We start from the raw sequence: 21,370 nt of genomic DNA on the forward strand, positions 1-21,370 counted from the left end.
GCCGCCGCTGCGGGATACTTCGCGGCCATGACGCGCCGATTCTTCCTCGCGACCCTGCTGGTCACCGCCTCGGCGACTTCGTTCGCGGCGGACGTGGCCGTGGCGGTCGCGGCCAATTTCGCCGCGCCCATGAAGCAGATCGCCGAAGCCTTCGAGAAGTCGACCGGGCACCGGGCCCGCGTGGCCGTCGGCTCCACCGGCCGCTTCTACGCTCAGATCCGCAACGGCGCTCCCTACCACCTGCTGCTGGCGGCCGACGAGGAAACGCCCGCTCGCCTGGAGCGCGAAGGCCTGGGGGTGGCCGGCTCCCGCTTCACCTATGCCATCGGCCGGCTCGTGCTCTGGAGCGCCCGGCCCGGCGTGGTGGACGACGGTGGACAGGTGCTGCGCCAAGGCAGCTTCGATCGGCTCGCCATCGCCGACCCGAAGCTCGCCCCTTACGGCGCCGCCGCCATCGCCGCGATGGACAAGCTCGGCGTGCTGGAGAGGCTGCGGCCCCGGCTGGTGCAGGGCGAGAGCATCGGCCAGGCCTTCCAGTTCGTCGCCACCGGCAATGCCGCGCTGGGCTTCGTCGCGCTGTCGCAGCTGAAGGCCGAGGGCGCCGCGGCCACAGGCAAGGGCTCGAGCTGGCTGGTGCCGTCGCAGCTGCATCCGCCCCTGCGCCAGCAGGCCATCGTGCTCCTGCCGGGCCGCGACAACCCCGCGGCGCGCGAGCTGGCGCGGTTCCTGCGCAGCGACGCGGCGCGCACCATCATTCGCGCGCACGGCTACGAGCTCTGACGAAAGCCATGCCCTTCAGCGCCGCCGACCTGCACGCCATCTGGCTCACGATCAAGCTGGCCACGGTCACCACCGTGCTGCTGCTGGTGCTGGCGACGCCGCTGGCCTGGTGGCTGGCCCGCACGCGCGGGCGCTGGCCGGCGGTGGTCGGCGCCGTGGTGGCCCTGCCGCTGGTGCTGCCGCCGACGGTGCTGGGCTTTTACCTGCTGGTCGTGCTGGGGCCGCAGGGCTGGGGCGGTCGGCTCACCGAGGCGCTCGGCCTGGGCCTGCTGCCCTTCACGTTCGCTGGCCTCGTCGTGGCGTCGGTCATCTATTCGCTGCCGTTCGCGGTGCAGCCGCTGCAGCATGCCTTCGAGAGCGCCGGCATGCGCGCGCTCGAAGTCGCGGCCACCCTGGGGGCCCGTCCGCTGGACGCCTTCTTCACGGTGGCCCTGCCCATGGCGCGCCACGGGCTCGTCACCGCCGCCATCCTGAGCTTCGCCCACACCGTGGGCGAGTTCGGCGTGGTGCTGATGATCGGCGGCAACATTCCCGAGCAGACCCGCGTCGTCTCCACCCAGATCTACGGGCATGTGGAGGCGCTCGAATACACGCAGGCGCACGGTCTCTCGGCCGCCATGGTGGTGTTCTCGTTCCTGGTGCTGCTGGCGCTGGCGCTGTTCAACCGGCAGGCGCCGCGGGTGATCCGGTGAACGCCCCCTCGCGCATCCGCTTGCGGCTGCAGCGCACGGGCGGTTTCTCGCTCGATCTCGACCTGAGCCTGCCCGCCACCGGCGTCACCGCCTTGTTCGGCCCGTCCGGCTCGGGCAAGACCACGGCGTTGCGGTGCGTCGCCGGGCTGGAGCGCCCCGACGAGGGCTACATCGAGATCGGCGGACAGTGCTGGCAGGACAGCGCCCGCGGCCACCACCTGCCCACCTGGCAGCGCCCCCTGGGCTATGTGTTTCAGGAAGCCAGCCTGTTTCCCCACCTGGACGTTCGCGGCAATCTCGCGTACGGCCTCAAGCGACGCGGCGGCGGCCCGCACCGGCTGCCGGAGGTGCAGGAACTCCTGGGCATCGGACACCTGCTCGACCGGCGCGTGCAAGGCCTCTCGGGAGGCGAGCGCCAGCGCGTCGCGATCGCGCGGGCCCTGCTCACGCAGCCGCGCCTGCTGTTGCTCGACGAGCCCCTGTCGGCCATCGACACCGCGCGCCGGCTGGAGATCCTGCCCTGGCTCGAGCGGCTGCGGGACGACGCCCGAATTCCCATGCTGTACGTCACGCACGCGGCCGACGAGATGGTCCGCCTGGCCGACACCCTCGTGCTGATGGAGGGCGGCCGCGTGCGCGCCTGCGGCCCGGTGACCGACGTCCTGCTGCAAGAGGGGCCGCACCTGCTGCCGGCGGACGACATCGGCGTGCTGCTGCTGGGTCAAGTCCTCGAGCGCGACTCGCGCTGGTCGCTGGCGCGCATCGGCTTCGCGGGCGGGTCCCTGTGGTTGCCCGATGACGGCAAACCGCCCCGCAGCGCCGTGCGCGTGCGGGTGCTGGCACGCGACGTGAGCATCGCGACCGAGCAGCCCCAGGCCACCAGCGTGCAGAACCTGCTGCCCTGCGAGGTGGTGGAACTGCGGCCCGACTCCAAGGCCCAGGTGCTGGTGCGGCTCGCATGCGCCGATGCCACCGGCGGCTCGGGCCTGCTGGCGCGCATCACCGCGCGCGCCGCGCACGGCCTGGCCCTGCAGCCCGGACAGCAAGTCTGGGCCCAGGTCAAAGCCGCCGCGCTGGTCGAGTGAGGCTCAAGACCCCGCGTTCGGGAAGAACAGCTGCTCGCCGCCGATCTTGTAGTCGGCGATGGCTTTCTGACCGGCCGGAGACACCAGCCAGTCCACGAACCTCTGCGCCGCCGCGGCCTTCACGTGCGGGTGCTTGGCCGGGCTGACCACCAGCGCGCCGTATGGGTTGAACAGCCGTGGGTCACCCTGGACCAGCACCGCGAGGTCACCCCGGTTCTTGAAGCTGAGCCAGGTGCCGCGGTCGGCCAGCACATAGGCGCCGGATGAGGACGCGATGTTCAGTGCCGGCCCCATGCCGCAGCCGCACTCGCGGTAGCCCGCGCCGGTGGCGGCGCCGGCTTCCTTCCAGAAGCGCAGTTCGGCCGCATGGGTGCCGCTCTTGTCGCCGCGCGACACAAAGGGCGCACTCGCGGCCGAGACCTTGCGCAGCGCCTGCACGATGTCCTTGCCGGCCACGCGCGCCGGGTCGGACTTGGGCCCGATCAGCACGAAGTCGTTGGCCATGACCGGATAGCGCTTGGTGGCGAATCCGTCCGCCACGAACTTCTCCTCGGCCGCCATGTCGTGCACCAGCAGCGCGTCGGCGTCGCCGCGCCTGGCGGTGTCGATGGCCTGCCCCGTGCCTACCGCCACCACCTTCACCTCGATGCCGGTGGCCTGCTTGAAGGCCGGCAGCAGGTGGCCGAACAGGCCGGACTGCTCGGTGGAGGTGGTCGACGCCACCACGATGGCCTGCTGCGCCCCCGCGGCCGTGCCCAGCAACAGCGCCAGGGTGAGGAACAGCTTCTTCATGTGACTTCTCCCCTGACAAACAGGTCGGCCGCGCGCGAGGTGGCCGGCAACAGCGTGCGATCGAAAAACTCCTCCACCGGCAGGTCAGCCAGCACGCGGCCCTGCTCGAGGTAGATCACGCGGCTGGCCAGGCGCTTGACCTGCCCCAGGTTGTGGGACGCGAAGACCAGGGTCATGCCCGATGCGGCGAAGTCGGCCATGAGTTGCTCGACCTCACGCTTGGCATGCGGGTCCAGGCTGGCCGTGGGCTCGTCCAGGAACAGCAGCTCGGGCTGCAGGCTCCAGGCCCGCGCCAACGCCAGCCGCTGCTGCTGTCCGCCGGACAGGGTGGGGGCGGATCGCTGGGCCAGCGCCTGCAGCCCCACCCGCGCCAGGGCCTGCATGGAACGCTCGCGCGCCTCGCCCCACCGCGTGCCTCGCAACCACAGTCCGAGAGCCACGTTGTGGCGCGCGCTGGCTCGCCACATGAAGGGGCGCTGGAAGACCATGGCCTGCCGCAGACCCGCCCGCGCCTGCAGCCGCCCCGCCGTCGGCCGAACCAATCCGTGCAGCAGGCGCAGCAACGTGCTCTTGCCGCTGCCGTTGGCGCCGACCAGCGCCACCCGCTCCCCGGCGGCGACGGCCAGGTTGATGCCGTGCAGCGCGGTCACGCCACCGAGGTCCACCCGCACGCGATCGAGCGACAGCAGCGCCGTCATGCCGCCACCTGGGCCACCACCGGTCCGTGCGCCCGTTCGCGCGACCGATGGACCTGCCAATGACGCAGCAGCGCGCCGAATCCATGCAGGCAAAGCACCAGTCCCAGCAGCACCATGCCCAGTGCCAGCGCCAGCGGCAGGTCGCCCTTGCTGGTCTCCAGCGCGATGGCGGTGGTCATCACCCGGGTGAAGCCGTCGATGTTGCCGCCGACGATCATCACCGCGCCCACTTCGGCAATCGCCCGCCCGAAGCAGGCGATCACCACCGTCACCAGCGCCAGCCGTTCATGGGCCATCAGCAGCAGGGCACGCATGCCCGTGCCGGCGCCCAGCGAGGCGAGTTGCTCGCCCTGGCTGCGTTCCAGGTCCTCGATCAGCTGCCGGGTCAGCGCCGCCGCGACCGGCAGCACCAGCAGGGTCTGCGCCAACACCATGGCCTTGAAGCTGAACAGCCAGCCCAGGAAACCCAGCGGTCCGGTGCGCGAAAGCAGGAGGTACACCACCAAGCCCACCACCACCGATGGCACCGCCAGCAGCGTGTTCAGCACCGCCAGCACCGCGCTGCGCCCGGTAAAGCGCGCCACGCCCAGCCAGGCCCCCGCCAGCAGGCCCAGGCCGCACGCCAGCGCGCAGGCCGTGCCGCTGACCGCGACCGAGCGCGCCACGATCGCCAGCAGCGCCGGGTCGGCCTGCGTGACCAGGGTCCACGCGGCGCCGACGCTCTCGGTAAAAGAACTCATGCGGCCGATCGTAGGCCGCGCGCAGGCGGCGCCGGATCCGTGTCTTCCGTTATGAAGCGTCGTGCATAGCCTGCGCGGCATACTCGTGCCCCGTGCACAAGGTCGACCTGTCGTACGCCCTGACCGCCGCCCCCGGCGCGCGGGGCATCCACAACCCGCTGATCGAGCTGCTGCAGGCGGTTCGCGAGCAGGGCTCGATCACGGGCGCGGCGCGCGTGCTGGGCCAGTCGTACCGGCACGTATGGGGCGAGTTGCGGCGCTGGGAATCCGAACTGCAGCATGGCCTGATCGTGTGGGACAAGGGCCAGCCGGCCCGCCTCACGCCCTTCGGCGAGAAGCTGCTGTGGGCCGAGCGCCAGGCCCAGGCCCGGCTGGCACCGCAGATCGAGGCGCTGCACGCCGATCTCGAACGTGCCTTCGCGGTCGTCTTCGACGAATCGGCGCAGGTGCTGAGCCTGCACGCCAGCCACGACGACGGCATCGCGGCCCTGCGCGAACACGCGGCCGCCGGGGGACTGCACCTGGACATCCGCTTCGTCGGCAGTGTCGACGCCATCGCGGCGCTGAACCAGGGCCGCTGCACGCTGGCCGGCTTCCATACCCCGCCATCGCCCGCCGCCGGCACGCTGGCGCAGCGCCAATACCAGCCGCTGCTCAAGCCGGGGCTGCACAAGATCATCGGATTCGCTCGGCGCTGGCAGGGACTGGTGGTGACGCCGGGCAACCCGCTGGGCATCGCAAGCCTGGCGCAGGTGGCGCGGCAGGGCTTGCGTTACGTGAACCGGCCTCTGGGCACAGGCACGCGCCTGCTGGCCGAGCAGATGCTGCTGGACGCGGGGCTCGAACCGCGCGCCGTGGCCGGCTGGGATCGCACCGAACCTTCGCATGCGGCCGTGGTGCAGGCCGTGGCATCGGGCGAGGCCGACGCGGGCCTGGCCACCGAGGCCGCGGCGCGCGCCGCCGCCATGGGCTTCGTACCGCTGGTGCAGGAGGACTATTTCCTGGTGTGCCTGAAGTCCACGCTGGAGACGCCGCCCCTGCGCAGGCTGCGGCAGGTGCTGTCGACGCCGGCATGGCAGCAGCGCCTGGAACGGCTACCCGGCTACACGCCGCGCCGCAGCGGCGACGTGCTGAGCCTCAGCGCGGAACTGCCCTGGTGGCGCTTCGGCTCGGGCCGTTCGAGGCGACCCGACCGCGCGGACTGATCCGGCGGCTTGGCGGGTTCACTTGCGCGCGGCGAGCAGCCGGTCGGCGTAATCCTGCCAACGGCCGTTCTTGTCCACGCCTTCGAACACGCCCGCTGCCGCCTGGTCCGCCACCCACTGCTGCTTGTCGGCGATGGCCGCCGTCATCAGCGGCTCGAACCCGGCTTCGCGCACGGTGTTGGCCGACTCGCGCATTTCCTCGGCCCGGCGCTTGCCATGCTGCACCACCCGGCTGAAGAAATAGGCGCCCTGCTGCTGCCAGTCGATCGACGGAAACGTCTCCGCCAGCGTGGGCAGCACGTGGTCTTCGACGCCGTATCGGCGGGCCGTGCTGTAGCTCTCGATGACCAAGGCCTCCAGCCCCTTGATCATCACGCTGCGACACATCTTGATGGCGCTGGCCACGCCGAGCTTGTCGGATACCGGCTTGGCGTCCATGCCCCATCCGACCAGCCGAGGCGCGAGCTCGGCCGCCCGTGCGCCACCCAGCAGCATGGGCACGCGGATGCCGTAGGGCGGCACCGAGGTCATCACGCCCGCCTCGACGTAGGACGCGCCGCGAGCCTCGATGGCGGCCGCGGCCTGCTGCTTGGTCCCGGGCGATGCGGAGTTCAGGTCGAGGAACACCGCTGCGGGCCCCATGAACCCGGCCGCCTCGCAGGCCACGGCCAAGGTGTTGGACGCGGTGACCGCGGAGATCACCAGGTCGCACGATTCACACAGGGCCTGCATGGATGGCTGGGCCTGCACGCCCACCGAGCTCGCGTGAGCGAGTTCGGCTTCACGCGATGCGCTGCCGGCCACGAACTTCGTGTCCCAGGCGCTCACCGAATCCACGCCCGCCTGGCCGAGCAATCCGGCGCTGAAGATCTTGCCGACCTCGCCATACCCGACGACGCCGATACGACGGATGTCCATCGAGGCCTCCCGCTTACTGCTTCGGGATCTTGGCGCGCTCGATCACCTGCGCCCACTTCTTGATGTCGCTGGCCAGCAGCTCGCCGAGCTGCTTGGGCGTGCTGGGCTGTGCTTGCAGCGTGAGCTCGGCCAGCTTCTGGCGAACCTCGGGCTGGTTCAGCGCCTCGTTGATGGCCTTGTTCAGGCGTTCGACCTGCGCGGGCGGCGTCTTGGCGGGCACGGCCAGGCCGTTCCAGGAGGTGGCGTTGAAGCTGGCCAGCGGGCCGCCGCTTTCGCGCACGGTAGGCACATCGGGCAGGCCCGGCTCGCGCTTCTCGCCCATGACCGCGAGGGTGCGCAGCGAGTTGCCCTTGATCTGGCCCATCAGCGGACCCAGGATGTCCACGCCCACATCGACCTGCTTGCCACGCAGGGCGTTGATCAGCGCGGGGGTGCCGTTGAACGGCACGATCTGGGCGTCGAGGTTGGCCGTGCTCTTGAACAGCTCACCGGCCAGGTGCTGGGTGGTGCCGAGCTGGGGCGTTCCGATGTTCAGGCGACCGGGGTTGGCACGGGCGTAGGCGAGCAGGTCGTTGAGGTTCTTGAAGGGGCTGTCCTGCGCCACCACCAGGCCCAGGTTGAACGTGGCCAGCTGGGCCACGGGAGCGAAGTCCTTCAAGGTGTCGAACGGCAGCTTGTTGAACAGGGCCTCGCTGACGGCCGTGCCGCTGGAGATCAGCAGCAGGGTGTGGCCATCGTCGGCCCGGGCGACCGCTTCGCCGGCGATCACGCCGCCGGCTCCGGGACGGTTCTCGACGATCACCGACTGCCCCAGCGGACCCGAGATCGCCTGCGCGATCGTGCGGGCCGTGATGTCGGCGGCACCGCCGGGTGCCAACGGAACCACGATGCGCACGGTCTTGTTGGGGAAGTTGCTTGACTGGGCGCGGCCCAGGGCCGGCAGCAACAGGGCGCTGCCGATCGCGCCGGCCTGCAGGATGAATTGACGTCGTTGAGTCATTGCGTGACCTTCTTGGATGGGGGGGAGCCAGACACTTTAGAAGAAAACCTGGATCAGGTAGAGCGTGATCCCGGGGAAGAACAGCAGCAGCAGCACGCGCAGCAGGTCCCAGGCCAGGAACGGGAAGACGCCCTTGTAGGTCTCCACCATCGGCACGTCGGGCGCCAGGTTGTTGACCACGTAAACGTTCAACCCCACGGGCGGCATGATCAACCCGATGCCCACCGTCACGAGCACCAGCACGCCGAACCAGATGGCCTTGGCGTCCGGTGCGAGGCCCCAGATGTCCAGGCTCATGACCGCCGGGAAGATCACCGGGATCGTCAGCAGCAGCATGGACAGCTCGTCCATCACGCAGCCCAGCACCACGTAGAGCAGCAGCACGGCCGACACCACCAGCAGCGGCGACACCGGCAAGCTCGTCACCCAGTCGGCCACGCGTGCGGGCATTTCGGTGAGCGCCAGGGACGTGTTCATCATGTCCGCGCCCAGGAAGATCAGGAACACCATGGCGGTGGTCTCGGCGGTGGCGATCAGCGCATGGATGAACTTCCGGAAACCCAGTTCGCCGCGCAGAACCGCCATGAGGAAGGTGAGCAAGGCGCCGATGGCCGCCCCTTCGGTCGGCGAGAAGATGCCCGCATAAATGCCGCCGAACACCACCAGGAAGATGGCCACGATGGGCCAGATCGAACCCAGCGCCCGGAATCGCTCGCCCCAGACGGTTGGCTCGCTGGGCCGCGCCAGGTCGGGCCTGACACGGCAATAGATGGCGATCACCGCCAGATAGCCCAGCGTGGCCAGGATGCCGGGCACCATGGCGGCAGCGAAAAGCTTGGCGATGTTCTGCTCGGTGAGGATGGCGTAGATCACCAGCGGTACCGAAGGCGGTATCAGGATGCCCAGCGTTCCGCCAGTGGCCAACGTGGCGGTGGACAGCCGACCGTGGTAGCCGTGGGCCTTCATCTCCGGGTAGGCCACCTGCGTGATGGTGGCCGAGGTGGCCACCGATGATCCGCACACGGCGCCGAACGCGGCGGCGCTCAGGATGGCTGCCATCGCAAGCCCGCCCCGGATGTGCCCGATGAAGGCGGCGGCGGCGCGGAACAAGTCGCGGCTGAGTCCGCCCTGCGTGGCGAACTGTCCCATCAGCAGGAACAGCGGGATGACGCTCAGCTCGTACACCGTGAGCCGGGCCACCGCGCTGCCCTTGAGCAGGTTCAGCAGGGGGTCGGCACCCGTGAGCGCGAAATACCCCAGCGCCCCCGGAATGAACATTGCGGCCGCGATGGGCACGCGGATCACCATCAGCCCCAGCATGGCGCCGAACATGATCAACCCGATGGCGGTCGCGCTCATGCGTTGGCTCCTTCCAGCGGACCCAACGGGCTCTGGGTGAAGTGCAGCACCATCTGCACCAGCGCCACCAGGCACGCCAGCGCCAGCCCTGGCGCCAGCGCCGCATAGGCCCACCACATGGGCAGGTCCAGGATCATGGTGGCCTCCATGGACTCGCGCACGCCGATGGCGCCCACCGAGGTGCGCCAGCCCAGCAGCGCATAGGTGGCGGCCATCATCAGGCAGCCGAATCCATCGAGCCGGCGGATGGCCGAGGTCCGCATCTTCTGGGTGAAGAAGTCGATGATGATGTTGGCGCCCTTCAGCTGGCACCAGGGGATGCACAGCGAGATGGACAACGCGATCCCCAGCTGGGTCAGCTCGACATCGCCCTGGACCGGCTCCAGCCAGATCGCGCGGCCGATCACGCTCCAGGTGACCATGACGGCCACCGCCAGCGCCACGGCCGCCCCGACCACCGCGAACCACATGGTCAGCGCCCTCAATCCCTTCAACATCGTCTTCTCCTCGCGCACATGAAAACGCCGGCCCGTGGCCGGCGCTGCTTCGGGCCTGGTTCCCGTTTTACTTGGCGTCGCGGTACTTGGACAGCAGGTCCTTCGCGTCCTTGTACATCTGGGCGCCCTTGTTGTCGCGCTTGTCCATGTCCTTGACCCACTCATCGTGCAGGCTGGCACTGGCCTTCACCCACCGGTCGGTCTCGGCGGCATTGAGCTGGATGAACTTGTTGCCACGCTCCTCGGCGAGCTTGCGCGCCGGCGGACGGCTTTCGTCCCAGATACGGCCGATCTGGCGCGACAACTGTGCGCCGGAGTTGTTGTCGATCACCTTCTTCAGGTCGGGCGGCAGGCTGTCGTACTTGGCCTGGTTCATCGCGAAGATGAAGCCGGCGGTGTACAGGGCCGGGCGCGACGGGTCGGTCTCGGTGTGGAACTTGGTCATCTCGTGCAGCTTGAACGCCGGGATCACCTCCCAGGGCAGCACGTAACCGTCGATCGTGCCCTTGGAGAGCGCATCGGCCACGCCGGTCACCGGCATGCCCACCGGGGTGGCGCCGAGCTTGCCCAGGAGCTTGTTGGTCTGGCGGGTGGGCGCGCGCATCTTCATGCCGCGGAAGTCCTCGAGCTTGTTGATCGCCTTGGACGAGGCGTGCACGAAGCCGGGGTCGTGGACCCAGGTGGCCAGGATCTTGGTGCCGGGGAATTCATCCTTGGCGTATTTGTCCAGGTAGTCCCATGAGGCGCGGGCGCCCTGCTCGGCCGACGCCACCATGAAGGGCAGCTCGAAGACTTCCATCTTGGGGAAGCGACCGGCGGTGTAGCCCGGCAACGTGACGACCAGGTCGTCCACGCCGTCCTTGACGCGGTCGACCAGCTGCGGCGGCGTGCCGCCGCCCGACATGGCCGGCAGCAGCTGGCAGCGCATGCGGTTGTTGGACTCGGCGGCGATCTTGTCGCACCAGGGCCCGATGACCTTCTGGGGCGCCATGGCGGCGGTGGGCCAGATGTGGTGGAACTTCAGCACCACCTCCTGGGCGGAGGCGGAGCCGGCGACCAGCGCCATCGCGGCGGCGGCATACAAGGTGCGCAACACAGGTTTTTTCATGGTGTCTCCAATGCAAGGAATGATTTCGTTTCCGCTGGGTGCACGCCCTTGGACATGCGCGAAACGTGCGGATTGTGCTTCAGTGATGCTGGGTTTCAGCCCCTGGGATTCCCTGGGGGCGGCCGATAGTTTCAAGCGTTCTTCCGGATCAGGCGCACCCCCGGCATCTGGTCCAGGTTATGGCTGCGCACCGCCTCGCGCAGGTTTCGCTGCGCCAGGCGCGAGTGCTCGCGCATGATGGCCTCGGCCCGCGTGCCGGCGCGCTGCTCGATGGCGTCCAGCACCTGCCGATGCTGGTCCTGAGCCACCACCAGCATGTCGCGCGCCTGCGGCGAATTGGCCTGCATGATCACGAAGGCCGAGGGCGAGGCGAACGGCAGGCGAACCACGCGCTCGAGTTCGCGGGCGATGGTGCGGCTGCCGGCCATCTCGGCCATCAGCTGGTGGAAGCGCGCGTTCAGCGCCACGTAGCGGTTGAAGGCATCGTCGTCCAGCGCCGATTCATGCAGCAGGGCGTCGATGCCGTCTAGGCAACCGCGGGCCTCCGACAGCACCACGGGCGCGACGCCCCGCTCGGCTGCCAGCCGCGCCGCCAGGCCCTCCACCGTACCCCGCAGCTCGATCGCGTCGACGACGTCGCGCTCGGAAAAGGTGCGTACCGCGTAGCCACCGTTGGGCAGGGCCTCCAGCAGGCCTTCCTGCTCCAGCCGCATCAGTGCCGCGCGAATCGGCGTGCGCGACATGCCGATGCGCTCGACCAGGGTCAGCTCGGCAATCCGGGCACCCGGCACCAGCTCGCCGGCCAGCACCATTTCCCGAAGCCTCAACAGGGCCTTGACGGCCTGGGAGCCGGTGGGTTCGACGTCGAGGGGGCGTAGCTCTTCGCGTTCAAGCTGGGCTGTCATGTATTCACTATACCCATGAAAAATCGAATAATTGCCCCAAAACCGGCCGAACCGGCAGTTTCAGAGTGTTCTCCTTGGTTTTCTGTATACAGCTGGTATGCCGAAGACCATAATCGCGTCTTCCCTTCTTCACCCATCTGGACCTCGCCATGTTTCCCAAGAACGCCTGGTACGTCGCCTGCACACCCGACGAAATCGACAGCAAGCCCCTGGGCCGCATGATCTGCGGCGAGCCCATGGTGATCTACCGCGCCGAGGGCGACAAGGTTGCCGCGCTGGAAGATTTCTGCCCCCACCGTGGGGCGCAGCTGTCGCTGGGCACCGTGTGCGAAGGCAAGCTGGTGTGCGGCTACCACGGCCTGGTGATGGGCGCGGACGGCCGCACGGCGGCGATGCCCGGCCAGCGCGTCGGGGGCTTCCCGGCCATCAAGAGCTACCCGGTCATCGAGCGTTACGGCTTCATCTGGGTCTGGCCCGGTGACCCGGCCCAGGCCCATCCGTCCAAGCTGCACCACCTCGAGTGGGCCGAGAGTCCTGACTGGGCCTATGGCGGCGGCCTCTACCACGTGAAGGCCGACTACCGCCTGATGATCGACAACCTGATGGACCTCACGCACGAAACCTACGTGCACACCACCAGCATCGGCCAGAAGGAGATCGACGAGACGCCCGTGTCCACCCGCACCGAGGGCGACCACGTCATCACCAGCCGCTACATGGACAACGTGATGGCGCCGCCCTTCTGGCGCTCCAACCTGCGCGGCAACGGCCTGCCCGACGACCAGCCGGTCGACCGCTGGCAGGTGTGCCACTTCTATCCGCCCAGCCACGTGCTGATCGAAGTGGGCGTGGCCCTGGCCGGCCATGGCGGCTACAACGCCGACCCGAAGTTCAAGGTGTCGAGCATCGTGGTGGACTTCCTCACGCCCGAGACGGAGACCAGCATGTGGTACTTCTGGGGCATGGCCCGCAACTACAACGTGAAGGACAAGAACTTCACCGCGCAGATCAAGCAGGGCCAGGGCGCGGTGTTCGCCGAAGACACCGCGGTACTCGAAGCGCAGCAGCAGAACCTCAGCCGCTATCCCGACCGCCGCCTGCTGATGCTCAACATCGACGCCGGCGGCGTCCAGTCGCGCCGCATCATCGAGCGCATCCTCGACGAGGAGCGCCAGGGTGGGGGCCAGACGCAGGCACAATCGAGCCGCCAAACGCAACCCGCTTAACCACAGATCCCTTAAGCGAGAACCAGGCCCGCGCAGCGGGGGGGCGCCGCCGAACGGCGGCAGCCCTCACCAGTGCCACCGTGGAACCGGCTTCGCCGGGCCACCGGTGGCGCCCCCCCTTGGGGGGAGGCGGCCCGGTGGCCGCTTCGGGGGGGAGCCCAGTATGCAAGTCAAAGTCCAGCGCCGCCTCGCCCAAGCCGAAGGCATCGACAGTTTCGAACTCGTCCGCGTCGACGGGTCCCCCCTGCCCCCGTTCAGCGCCGGCTCGCACATCGACGTGCACCTGCCCAACGGCATGGTCCGCCAGTACTCCCTGTGCAACGACCAGGCGGAGCAGCACCTGTACCGGATCGCCGTGCTGCGCGACCCCGCCTCGCGCGGCGGCTCGGTCTGCATGCACGAGCAGATCAAGGAAGGCGACGTCATCACCATCAGCGAGCCGCGCAACCACTTCCCGCTGGAACACGCGCCGCACACGCTGCTGCTGGCCGGCGGCATCGGCATCACGCCCCTGCTTTGCATGGCCCAGCGCCTGCAGACCACCGGCGCCAGCTTCGAGCTGCACTACAGCACCCGTTCGCCGCAGCGCACCGCCTTCCGCGACGAGGTGGCCAACTTCGGTGACCGCACCCGGCTGCACTTCGACGATGGCGACGCCGCCCAGAAGCTCGACCTTCCCGGCGTGCTGGCAGCGCAGCCCGCGGGTACGCGCCTGTACGTCTGCGGCCCCACCGGCTTCATCGACTTCGTGGTCCAGACGGCCAAGTCCAAGGGTTGGCCGGCCGACCGCATCCACCTGGAGTACTTCGGCGCCGCCCCGCAGGACACCAGCGGCGACAAGGAATTCCAGGTGCGCCTGGCCAGCAGCGGCAAGACCTACACCATCCCGGCCGACACCAGCGTCACCGACGCGCTGCGTGAGCACGGCGTGGAGATCCTGGTCTCCTGCGAGCAAGGCGTGTGCGGCACCTGCCTGACCCGCGTGCTCGAAGGCGAATGCGACCACCGCGACCTGTACCTCACCGACGAGGAAAAAGCGGCCAACGACCAGTTCACACCCTGCTGCTCGCGGGCCAAGGGCCCGCTGCTGGTGCTCGATCTCTGACCTGGACACCAGGCCCTCCCGTTGGCGGAGGGCCTTTTTTCTTTTCCCATACCAACGACGACGAGGACGACAGCCCATGATGCAACTCCCAGCCCGCTACGACCATGTGGGCAGCTTCCTGCGCCCCAAGTACCTGCTCGATGCGCGCGAGCAGAAAGCCCTGGGTGAGATATCCGCCGAGCAACTGCGCGAAGTGGAGGACAAGGCCATCGCCGAAATCGTGCGCTTCCAGCAGGACGTCGGCCTCAAGAGCATCACCGACGGCGAGTTCCGCCGTACTTATTTCCATATCGACTTCCTCGAGCAGCTCGGCGGCGTCAAGACCGATATCCCGGTGACGATCAAGAAGGCCGACGGCACGGAGGAACTGGCGCCGCCCGTCATCCGCGTGGTGGACAAGGTGCGCCATGCCAAGGACATCCAGAAGGCCGACTTCGAATACCTCAAGTCGCAGGTGGCCGCCGGCTGCACCCCGAAGGTGACCATCCCCTCGCCCACCATGCTGCACTTCCGCGGCGGCCGCGCCGGCATCAGCCGCGAGGCCTATCCCGAGCTCGATCCGGCCTTCTACGACGACGTGGCGCAAGCCTACGGCGACGAGCTGCGTTCGCTCCACCAGGCGGGCTGCCGCTACGTGCAGATGGACGACACCAACCTCGCCTACCTGTGCGACGAGAAGATGCGCGAGGCCGCGCGCCAGCGTGGCGACGATCCCAACGAGCTGCCACACCGCTATGCCGGCTTCATCAACAAGGTGGTGGCGCAAAAGCCCGAAGGCATGCTGCTGGCCATGCACCTGTGCCGCGGCAACTTCAAGAGCACCCATGCCGCAGCCGGTAACTACGAGCCGGTGGCCGAGGCGCTGCTCAGCGAGATGAACATCGACGCGTTCTTCCTCGAGTACGACGATGAGCGCTCGGGCGACTTCCGACCGCTGCGCTACCTCAAGCCGGGCAAGACCGTGGTGCTGGGCCTGGTGACCACCAAGTTCGGCCAGCTCGAAAGCAAGGACGACCTCAAGCGCCGCATCGACGAAGCCGCCAAGTACGCACCGCTCGACCAGCTGGCGCTGTCGCCCCAGTGCGGCTTCTCCAGCACCGTGCACGGCAACAACATCGCGGTCGAAGCGCAGCGCAGCAAGCTGCGGCTGGTGATCGAGACGGCGCAAGAGGTCTGGAAGTAAAGGACCACCCCCGAAGCGCCTCCCGGCGCTTGCCCCTCGAGGGGGCACAACCAGCGGCCCGGCAAAAGCCGGTTCCGCGGTTGCCGCCGGAGGGGCCTGCCGCTGCGCGGCGGCCCGGGCGGTGCGCACCATGGGGCTTTGCGATGCTCAAGCGCATTGCGATTGCGCTTCAGCGCCGAGGCGAAAATTTCGCGGTCTTGCGCACCACGGGCAGCGCGAGCTGACCCCGCGCACGGAATACGGCCCATCGTGGCGAGATATTCGCTGCGCCCGAACCGAAAAGCTGACCCCATGGCCATCACGTCCCCCTGCGGACCCTGCCGTCTGCCGAAGACCGCCGGCGGGCTCTTGTCCCTCGCCTTCCCCGTCACTGCCAGTGCCCACGTCGTGCCCGGGCTGGACGGGCACACCCTCTGGAATGCGTGGAGCACGCAGCCCTGGCTGTGGCTGCTGTGGGGGCTGCCCGGGCTGCTGGTGCTGGCCGGGATCGCGCGGCTGTGGCTTCAGGCGCGTGCCGGCGCCGGCGTGAGTGGGGTGCAGGCCGGCTGCTTCCTGGCGGGCTGGCTGGCGCTGGGCCTGTCCATCCTCTCGCCGCTCGATGCCCTGGGCGAAGAACTCTTCTGGGTGCACATGGTGCAGCACGAGGTGGTGATGCTGGTGGCCGCGCCCTTGCTGGTGATCTCGCGCCCGCTGGGGGCGCTGGTCTGGGGGTTGCCCGCCGCCTGGCGGCCGGGCTCGGCGCAGCTGGCGCGGGTGCTCGGGCTGTCCTGGAGCATGCGCGTGCTCACCCGCCCGATGGCCGCCTGGTGGGTGCATGCGGTGGTGCTGTGGGTCTGGCACGCGCCTCCGCTGTTCCAGGCGGCGGTGCGCCATCCATGGGTGCACGACCTGCAGCACAGTTCGTTCTTCATCGGCGCGCTGGTGTTCTGGTGGGCGCTGTTGCAGGGCCACGGCGGACGCGTCCGCCAGGGCATGGCGGTGCTCTATCTGTTCACGACCGTGCTGCACACCTCCGCGCTGGGAGCCCTGCTGACCTTCTCCAGCCGCGTCTGGTACCCCGTGTACGACGCCACGGCGCCGCGCTGGGGCTTCACCGCGCTGGAGGACCAGCAACTCGGCGGACTCATCATGTGGGTGCCCGGCGGCATGGTGTTCATGGTGGCGGCGCTGGTGCTGTTCGCCGCCTGGCTCCAGGGGCCGGCACGACCCGGCCCAGCCTTGCGCTAGTCCGCTGAAACCCGCTAGGCCGCGGCCGATCCCGGGCGCTGCATCACCGGATGGGCGGGCGACTCGTCGGGCTGCGCCGGGGCGGCGGCCTCGCCGCGTGGCGCGGGCGCGGACTCCGGCGCGGACACCGCGGCGGCCATCGGGCACCGGCACAGCTCGGACAGGACCCGCCAGCGCACCCGCGTGCCGACCTCGGCTGGAAATTTGCGGGCGAAGTAGGCCGGGCTGGCGCGCAGCATCTCCACGTGTTCCTCGACCAATTGGCCGGGATGCGCCTCGTCGAAGACATGCACGTAGTGGTTGATCGGGCCCTTGACGCCCCCGGCCTGCATCAGCAGCGTGGGCACCAGGAACTCCTCGGCGATGCGCATGCGGCTGAACTGTTCGCGCACACCTGGCACGTCGAACCCTTCGATCATCCGCCGCACCACGTGGCGGCGCGCGCCGAACCAGGTCGATCCGTAGTACGGCCGAAAGGAGTCATTGAACAGGTGCCGGCCGACGGTCGGGACGCTCAGGACCCGCATCAGGCGCAGCGCCATCCAGGGCACCACGCCGCGGCGCCCACCGGTGCGCAGCCAGATACCCGCTTCGTCGCGGCGACCGTACTCCTGGCCGAAGAACTCGTTGGCCAGCCGACGCGTGAGGCGATGCAGGAAGCTGCCCTCGGCCGTGAAGGCCCGGTAGCCCACGGACATCAGGGCGTCGCGGTCCTCCAGGATGTCGATGCAGTCGAAGTGCGCGTCCGCCGCCCCCTGCACGTAGGCCTCGAACTCGGACACCGGCTTGATCGGCAGGCAGCTCGGACTGAGCAGCTGCAGGTAGTCGAAATCGTGCTCCGCCAGGGCCTGGCGCAGCGAATGGAAGATGCCATCGACGAAGCCGAAGACGCCCCAGCCGGTGCGCTTCGGATCGGTCACGAAACTCACGTTGGGGGAGGCGAGCCGGAACGACGGTTGCTGCGAAAAATCGTGGTGCACCAGCACCCGGTGCGGCGCGAGCGCCCGGGCGAGCTGGTCCACCGTGGCGGCCGGAGCCACGGCCGACATCACCACGAACAGGATGCGGGGCGGTCGAGGGCCGTGGGGCGTCATGTCGTCGCGGTACATCGGCGTGTCAGTTCGCTCAATGCGTCCAGAAGAACCGATCGTCGATCTGGCCGGTATGCGACAGGTAACGCAGCTGCTTCAGGCGGGTGAACGGACGCGCGTCGAACCCGGCCTCGTCCAGCTTGATGCGGGTGAACACCTCGTGCAGCTGGCGCGCGCCGCGACGCGCGTCCCAGCCACAGCGGAAGCCCGGCAGCTGCGAGTGGATCTTGGCGAAGCTCACGCGGTAGCTGCGGTTGTCGGCACCGGCCGGGCCGAAGCTCAGTTCGCAGCCGGGGAACACCTCGGCCACGATCCGCGCGATATCGCGCACCTGGTAGTTGTCGGCATCGTGGCCCACGTTGAAGACCTCGTTGTGCACCGCGTCCGCCGGCGCATCCAAGGCACAGGCGACCGCCTCGCAGATGTCCAGCACGTGCACCAGCGGTCGCCAAGGCGTGCCGTCGCTCGTCATGGCGATGCGACCGCTGGTGGCGGCAATGCCGCACAGGTTGTTCAGCACGATGTCGAAGCGCATGCGCGGCGAGGCGCCGTAGGCCGTGGCGTTGCGCAGGAAGGTCGGCGAGAAGCCCGGGGCCGCCATCGCACCCACGTCCCGCTCGACCAGCGTCTTGCATTTGGCGTAGGCGGTCTGCGGGTTGGTCGGCGACAGCTCGGTCATGGGCTCGGCGCCATCGGCCACGCCGTACACGCTGCACGACGAGGTGTAGACGAAACGCTGCACGCCGGCGGCCCGGGCCAGCTCGGCCAGGCGCACCGAGGCCTTGTGGTTGATCTCGTAGGTGAGCTCCGGCACGTTCTCGCCCAACGGGTCGTTGGACAGCTCGGCCAGGTGCACCACGGCCTCCACCCCGCGCAGGTCCTCGGCCTGGATCTGGCGGATGTCACGGTTGATGGTTCGCGGGAACCCGGGCACCAGGCTGCGGTCGCTGAACAGCCAGCCGTCCCGGTAATAGCCCGTGTCCAGGCCGACGATGTCGTGGCCGCGGGCCTGCAGATAAGGAGCGAGCAGGCAGCCGATATAGCCTTCGACGCCGGTGACCAGAAGTTTCATGCGTTCCTCGTGGTGGAGAGGTGTTGGGGGAAGAAGCGCTCCATCTGCTCACGCCAGAGGCGGTCGCACAAGCGCCCGGGCGGCAGTTCGACATCGTCGAAGCCCAGCACCTCGTCTTTCGCGACCGCGCGCTTGAGCCGGCAGCCCTCGGCCAGCCCGATGGGCAGCAGGTCCTGGCGCCGCGCGGTGTCGGCGTTCTCGGCCAGGCCGTACGTCATGTAGCAGCCCAGGCCGTCGAGCACGGCGCCGGCCTCGAGCGGCGTCTTGGCCGTGGCCACCACTTCGACGCAGGGGCCGCCAAGGGGCGTGAGCGCCGCATCGCCGAAGAGCACCGCCCGAGCGACGGTGTTGGGCACCTCGAAGTGGCACAGGTGGTAGGGCGTATAGAAGCAGTACAGCGGCCCCTTGCCCAGCTTGTACAGGTCGAGGTAATGGCGCTGCTGCGGGTGGTCGTGCGTGCCCAGCACGTAGACGCCGGGGCCGGGCATGGCGCCCACCACGTAATCGACGATGCCGGGCCCTTCGAGCAAGTCGGCCAGCGGATAGCACTCGCCGACCTGCTGGATGGGCGTGCCGGCCGCGACGGTGTGCCCATGCATCCCGCGCTTGGCCACCCGCATGCCGGTGCCGTTGGCGACGATGGCGTTCTCGAACGAAATCTTGGTGCCATCGGCGAACGAGGTCACCATCGACGGGTTCTGGCCCCACTGTTTCGCGAACCCGGCCTGCGTGGTCGGATTGCGATAGGGATCATGCAGGCCCTTGATGTTGCCGCACAGCACCGGCTTGACGCCGATGCCCTTGACGAAGCGGTACAGGTTCATCATCACGCCGGGCTGGTCGCCGTCGGCGTTGGTGAGCACCACGCCCGCGCGGTCGGCGTAGGTCTTGAGGATGGGTCCGACGGTGCCGTCGACCTCGGCGTTCATCAGCACCACGTGCTTGCGGTGCTCGATCGCCTCCAGCGTGACCGCCGCGGCCTCTTCGATGGTGCCGGTCACTTCCACGATGGCGTCGATGCCGTGAGCCCGCGCCAGCAGCAGCGCATCCTGCGTCACCGCCGGCGTGCCCGCCTCGATGCAGCGCTCCAGCTCGCCCACGCTGGCGACCTCCCGCACGCCGTCGATGCCGGCTTCGCGGTAGGCGCGGTGGGCGTTGTCCAGCGTGCGATTGGCAATCGCCGCGACCCGCATGCCGGGCACGGACAGCGCGATCTGCAGCGCCACGCCACGGGCCATGAAGCCCGCCCCCACCAGGCCGACGCGGATGGGCCTTCCTTCGAGCGCCCGCTGCTCGAGCGCCTTGTCGACCAGGATCACCGCGGCTCCTTTCGCTGGTAGGCGGGCCAGTTGCGGTCCTTGTCGGACATGTCCAGCACGGGCACCGGCCACTCGATCTTGAAAGCCGGATCGTCGAAGCGCACGCCGCCTTCGGCCTGTGGTTCGTAGAAGGCCGACACCTGGTAGGTGACGGCGGCATCGTCGGTCAGCGAGACGAAGCCGTGGGCAAAACCCTTGGGCACCAGCAGCATGCGGCCGTTGTCCTCGCTCAGCTCGGCACCGTACCACTGGCAGTAGGTGGGCGACTGCGGGCGCAGGTCGACGATGGCGTCCCAGATGGCACCGCGCGCGCAGCGCACGAGTTTGTCCTCGGCGTGCGGTTCGTGCTGGAAATGCATGCCCCGCAACGTACCGGCGCGCCGGGTCAGCGACAGGTTGGTCTGAACCATCCGCTCGGGCAGGCCGCGCGCGGCGAACTCTTTCTCGCAGTAGATGCGCGCGAACCAGCCGCGTGCGTCCTGCCGGCGCTCAGGCGTGACCAGCATGGCACCGGCCAGTGGGGTGGGCGTGAAGATCATGGGGCGGGCCTCCTCACCAGACTTTCCACGGCGCCTGGCCGCTGCTCCACAGCGATTCCAGGGTCTGCTTGTCGCGCAGCGTGTCCATGGGCTGCCAGAAGCCCTCGTGCCGGAAGGCGGCCAGCTGGCCCGAGCCGGCCAGGCGCTCCATCGGCTCGCGCTCCCAGACGGTGGACTCATCCTCGATCAGGTCGAGCACCTCGCGCTCCAGCACGAAGAAGCCGCCATTGATCCAGGCGCCGTCGCCACCGGGCTTCTCCTTGAAACTGCCGATGCGATGACTGTCGGCCGGCAGCGTGAAGGCACCGAAGCGTCCCGGCGGCTGCACGGCCGTGACCGTGGCCTGCACGCCCTGCTGCCGGTGGAAGGCCACGAGGCGGGTGATGTCCACGTTGCCCACGCCGTCACCGTAGGTGCAACAGAACGGTCCCTCGTTCAGGTAAGGCGCGACGCGCCGCAGGCGACCACCGGTCATGGTTTCGAGCCCGGTATCGACCAGGGTCACCCGCCACGGCTCGTTGGACGTGCGCAGCAAGGTGGTGGTGTTCTCTCGCATGTCGAAGCGCACGTCGGCGCCATCGAGTGCGTAGTCCCGGAAGAACTGCTTGATCATGTGGCCTTTGTAGCCACAGCAGATCACGAAGTCGTTCAGGCCATGGGCCAGGTAGATCTTCATGATGTGCCAGAGGATGGGTCGTCCTCCGATCTCGACCATCGGCTTGGGCCGGACGGCGCTTTCTTCGCTGATGCGGGTGCCGTACCCGCCGGCCAGAATCACAACCTGCATGTTGCCCTCATTGCGGCATCAGCCGGTTGTGTCCCTCAACTG

General features: G+C 68.8%; 22 protein-coding genes. 8 read left to right on the forward strand and 14 right to left on the reverse strand.

Translation table 11 applies throughout. From position 1 onward, the window contains the following. Positions 1-27 precede the first annotated feature (27 nt). The 3 genes from modA to modC are packed head-to-tail and all read left to right on the forward strand — an operon-like array spanning position 28 to position 2,557. The gene (gene modA / locus JI739_RS23840; RefSeq protein ID WP_201686527.1) at positions 28-780 is read left to right on the forward strand and encodes a molybdate ABC transporter substrate-binding protein; all 753 of its coding nucleotides are present in this window, start codon (positions 28-30) and stop codon (positions 778-780) included. Positions 781-788: 8 nt separating this feature from the next. Continuing rightward, on the forward strand, positions 789-1,472 hold the full coding sequence (gene modB / locus JI739_RS23845; protein WP_201686528.1) for a molybdate ABC transporter permease subunit: 684 nt from the start codon (positions 789-791) through the stop codon (positions 1,470-1,472). Then, positions 1,469-2,557 carry a molybdenum ABC transporter ATP-binding protein gene (gene modC / locus JI739_RS23850; RefSeq protein ID WP_354003798.1) on the forward strand — a complete coding sequence of 363 codons (1,089 nt, stop codon included), beginning with the start codon at positions 1,469-1,471 and terminating at the stop codon, positions 2,555-2,557. Before modB ends, modC begins: the two co-directional genes overlap by 4 nt. A gap of 3 nt (positions 2,558-2,560) precedes the next feature. On the opposite strand, the gene JI739_RS23855 is transcribed toward modC, so the two are convergent. Genes JI739_RS23855 through JI739_RS23865 form a run of 3 tightly spaced genes read right to left on the reverse strand, consistent with a single transcriptional unit; the run spans position 2,561 to position 4,787 of the window. Further along, on the reverse strand, positions 2,561-3,349 hold the full coding sequence (locus JI739_RS23855) for an ABC transporter substrate-binding protein (RefSeq protein ID WP_201686529.1): 789 nt from the start codon (positions 3,347-3,349) through the stop codon (positions 2,561-2,563). After that, a complete protein-coding gene (locus tag JI739_RS23860; protein ID WP_201686530.1) occupies positions 3,346-4,047 on the reverse strand; it encodes an energy-coupling factor ABC transporter ATP-binding protein in 702 nt (233 codons plus the stop codon). Before JI739_RS23860 ends, JI739_RS23855 begins: the two co-directional genes overlap by 4 nt. Next, entirely contained in the window at positions 4,044-4,787 is a 744-nt protein-coding gene (locus JI739_RS23865; protein ID WP_201686531.1) for an ABC transporter permease, read from the reverse strand. The genes JI739_RS23860 and JI739_RS23865 overlap by 4 nt, the downstream gene beginning before the upstream one ends. A 92-nt stretch (positions 4,788-4,879) precedes the next feature. Here JI739_RS23865 and JI739_RS23870 point away from each other — a divergent pair, with 92 nt between their 5' ends. Beyond that, positions 4,880-5,992 carry a substrate-binding domain-containing protein gene (locus JI739_RS23870; protein ID WP_201686532.1) on the forward strand — a complete coding sequence of 371 codons (1,113 nt, stop codon included), beginning with the start codon at positions 4,880-4,882 and terminating at the stop codon, positions 5,990-5,992. A gap of 18 nt (positions 5,993-6,010) precedes the next feature. On the opposite strand, the gene JI739_RS23875 is transcribed toward JI739_RS23870, so the two are convergent. From JI739_RS23875 to JI739_RS23900, 6 genes are all read right to left on the reverse strand, one after another. After that, positions 6,011-6,910: a DUF1932 domain-containing protein gene (locus JI739_RS23875; RefSeq protein ID WP_201686533.1), complete on the reverse strand. Its 900-nt coding sequence runs from the start codon at positions 6,908-6,910 to the stop codon at positions 6,011-6,013. 13 nt (positions 6,911-6,923) lie between these two features. Further along, complete coding sequence (locus tag JI739_RS23880; RefSeq protein WP_201686534.1) at positions 6,924-7,910, reverse strand: Bug family tripartite tricarboxylate transporter substrate binding protein; 987 nt, start codon at positions 7,908-7,910, stop codon at positions 6,924-6,926. 36 nt (positions 7,911-7,946) lie between these two features. Then, entirely contained in the window at positions 7,947-9,269 is a 1,323-nt protein-coding gene (locus JI739_RS23885) for a TRAP transporter large permease (RefSeq protein WP_201686535.1), read from the reverse strand. Continuing rightward, positions 9,266-9,766: a TRAP transporter small permease gene (locus JI739_RS23890; protein WP_201686536.1), complete on the reverse strand. Its 501-nt coding sequence runs from the start codon at positions 9,764-9,766 to the stop codon at positions 9,266-9,268. The genes JI739_RS23885 and JI739_RS23890 overlap by 4 nt, the downstream gene beginning before the upstream one ends. A gap of 67 nt (positions 9,767-9,833) precedes the next feature. Next, positions 9,834-10,874, reverse strand: a complete 1,041-nt coding sequence (locus JI739_RS23895; RefSeq protein WP_201686537.1) for a TRAP transporter substrate-binding protein — start codon at positions 10,872-10,874, stop codon at positions 9,834-9,836. A gap of 131 nt (positions 10,875-11,005) precedes the next feature. Further along, the gene (locus JI739_RS23900) at positions 11,006-11,779 is read right to left on the reverse strand and encodes a GntR family transcriptional regulator (protein WP_201686538.1); all 774 of its coding nucleotides are present in this window, start codon (positions 11,777-11,779) and stop codon (positions 11,006-11,008) included. A 149-nt stretch (positions 11,780-11,928) separates the two neighbouring features. On the opposite strand from JI739_RS23900, the gene JI739_RS23905 reads away from it, so the two are divergent. The 4 genes from JI739_RS23905 to JI739_RS23920 all read left to right on the forward strand — a co-directional run bounded on the left by JI739_RS23905 (position 11,929) and on the right by JI739_RS23920 (position 16,520). After that, positions 11,929-13,005, forward strand: coding sequence for an aromatic ring-hydroxylating dioxygenase subunit alpha (locus JI739_RS23905; protein WP_201686539.1), 1,077 nt, complete (start codon positions 11,929-11,931; stop codon positions 13,003-13,005). A gap of 163 nt (positions 13,006-13,168) precedes the next feature. Further along, positions 13,169-14,110 (forward strand): PDR/VanB family oxidoreductase, encoded by a 942-nt coding sequence (locus JI739_RS23910; RefSeq protein ID WP_201686540.1) that lies wholly within the window; start codon positions 13,169-13,171, stop codon positions 14,108-14,110. 76 nt (positions 14,111-14,186) lie between these two features. After that, positions 14,187-15,293, forward strand: coding sequence for a 5-methyltetrahydropteroyltriglutamate--homocysteine S-methyltransferase (locus JI739_RS23915; RefSeq protein ID WP_201686541.1), 1,107 nt, complete (start codon positions 14,187-14,189; stop codon positions 15,291-15,293). Positions 15,294-15,584: 291 nt separating this feature from the next. Beyond that, entirely contained in the window at positions 15,585-16,520 is a 936-nt protein-coding gene (locus JI739_RS23920; protein WP_201686542.1) for a cytochrome c oxidase assembly protein, read from the forward strand. A 14-nt stretch (positions 16,521-16,534) separates the two neighbouring features. Here the strand turns inward: JI739_RS23920 and JI739_RS23925 are convergent, their stop codons facing one another. Genes JI739_RS23925 through rfbF form a run of 5 tightly spaced genes read right to left on the reverse strand, consistent with a single transcriptional unit; the run spans position 16,535 to position 21,328 of the window. After that, a complete protein-coding gene (locus JI739_RS23925; protein WP_201686543.1) occupies positions 16,535-17,629 on the reverse strand; it encodes a beta-1,6-N-acetylglucosaminyltransferase in 1,095 nt (364 codons plus the stop codon). 16 nt (positions 17,630-17,645) lie between these two features. After that, the gene (locus JI739_RS23930; protein WP_201686544.1) at positions 17,646-18,683 is read right to left on the reverse strand and encodes an NAD-dependent epimerase/dehydratase family protein; all 1,038 of its coding nucleotides are present in this window, start codon (positions 18,681-18,683) and stop codon (positions 17,646-17,648) included. Continuing rightward, complete coding sequence (locus JI739_RS23935) at positions 18,680-20,002, reverse strand: NAD(P)H-dependent oxidoreductase (RefSeq protein WP_201686545.1); 1,323 nt, start codon at positions 20,000-20,002, stop codon at positions 18,680-18,682. Before JI739_RS23935 ends, JI739_RS23930 begins: the two co-directional genes overlap by 4 nt. Continuing rightward, positions 19,999-20,541 (reverse strand): dTDP-4-dehydrorhamnose 3,5-epimerase, encoded by a 543-nt coding sequence (rfbC, locus tag JI739_RS23940; protein WP_201686546.1) that lies wholly within the window; start codon positions 20,539-20,541, stop codon positions 19,999-20,001. The genes JI739_RS23935 and rfbC overlap by 4 nt, the downstream gene beginning before the upstream one ends. Before the next feature lie 13 nt (positions 20,542-20,554). After that, positions 20,555-21,328 carry a glucose-1-phosphate cytidylyltransferase gene (gene rfbF, locus JI739_RS23945; protein ID WP_201686547.1) on the reverse strand — a complete coding sequence of 258 codons (774 nt, stop codon included), beginning with the start codon at positions 21,326-21,328 and terminating at the stop codon, positions 20,555-20,557. Positions 21,329-21,370: the final 42 nt, after the last annotated feature.

This window comes from Ramlibacter aurantiacus, from assembly GCF_016722895.1.
Lineage (GTDB): Bacteria > Pseudomonadota > Gammaproteobacteria > Burkholderiales > Burkholderiaceae_C > Ramlibacter > Ramlibacter aurantiacus.

Bases quoted from the DNA above. Each gene is read 5' to 3' on its own strand.
- JI739_RS23915 (WP_201686541.1), top strand. From the start codon at position 14,187: ATGATGCAACTCCCAGCCCGCTACGACCATGTGGGCAGCTTCCTGCGC.
- JI739_RS23880 (WP_201686534.1), bottom strand. From the start codon at position 7,910: ATGACTCAACGACGTCAATTCATCCTGCAGGCCGGCGCGATCGGCAGC.
- JI739_RS23900 (WP_201686538.1), bottom strand. From the start codon at position 11,779: ATGACAGCCCAGCTTGAACGCGAAGAGCTACGCCCCCTCGACGTCGAA.
- rfbC (WP_201686546.1), bottom strand. From the start codon at position 20,541: ATGATCTTCACGCCCACCCCACTGGCCGGTGCCATGCTGGTCACGCCT.
- JI739_RS23875 (WP_201686533.1), bottom strand. From the start codon at position 6,910: ATGGACATCCGTCGTATCGGCGTCGTCGGGTATGGCGAGGTCGGCAAG.
- JI739_RS23920 (WP_201686542.1), top strand. From the start codon at position 15,585: ATGGCCATCACGTCCCCCTGCGGACCCTGCCGTCTGCCGAAGACCGCC.
- JI739_RS23925 (WP_201686543.1), bottom strand. From the start codon at position 17,629: ATGTACCGCGACGACATGACGCCCCACGGCCCTCGACCGCCCCGCATC.
- JI739_RS23885 (WP_201686535.1), bottom strand. From the start codon at position 9,269: ATGAGCGCGACCGCCATCGGGTTGATCATGTTCGGCGCCATGCTGGGG.
- JI739_RS23930 (WP_201686544.1), bottom strand. From the start codon at position 18,683: ATGAAACTTCTGGTCACCGGCGTCGAAGGCTATATCGGCTGCCTGCTC.
- JI739_RS23855 (WP_201686529.1), bottom strand. From the start codon at position 3,349: ATGAAGAAGCTGTTCCTCACCCTGGCGCTGTTGCTGGGCACGGCCGCG.
- JI739_RS23865 (WP_201686531.1), bottom strand. From the start codon at position 4,787: ATGAGTTCTTTTACCGAGAGCGTCGGCGCCGCGTGGACCCTGGTCACG.
- JI739_RS23860 (WP_201686530.1), bottom strand. From the start codon at position 4,047: ATGACGGCGCTGCTGTCGCTCGATCGCGTGCGGGTGGACCTCGGTGGC.
- JI739_RS23890 (WP_201686536.1), bottom strand. From the start codon at position 9,766: ATGTTGAAGGGATTGAGGGCGCTGACCATGTGGTTCGCGGTGGTCGGG.
- rfbF (WP_201686547.1), bottom strand. From the start codon at position 21,328: ATGCAGGTTGTGATTCTGGCCGGCGGGTACGGCACCCGCATCAGCGAA.
- modA (WP_201686527.1), top strand. From the start codon at position 28: ATGACGCGCCGATTCTTCCTCGCGACCCTGCTGGTCACCGCCTCGGCG.
- JI739_RS23910 (WP_201686540.1), top strand. From the start codon at position 13,169: ATGCAAGTCAAAGTCCAGCGCCGCCTCGCCCAAGCCGAAGGCATCGAC.
- JI739_RS23895 (WP_201686537.1), bottom strand. From the start codon at position 10,874: ATGAAAAAACCTGTGTTGCGCACCTTGTATGCCGCCGCCGCGATGGCG.
- JI739_RS23905 (WP_201686539.1), top strand. From the start codon at position 11,929: ATGTTTCCCAAGAACGCCTGGTACGTCGCCTGCACACCCGACGAAATC.
- modB (WP_201686528.1), top strand. From the start codon at position 789: ATGCCCTTCAGCGCCGCCGACCTGCACGCCATCTGGCTCACGATCAAG.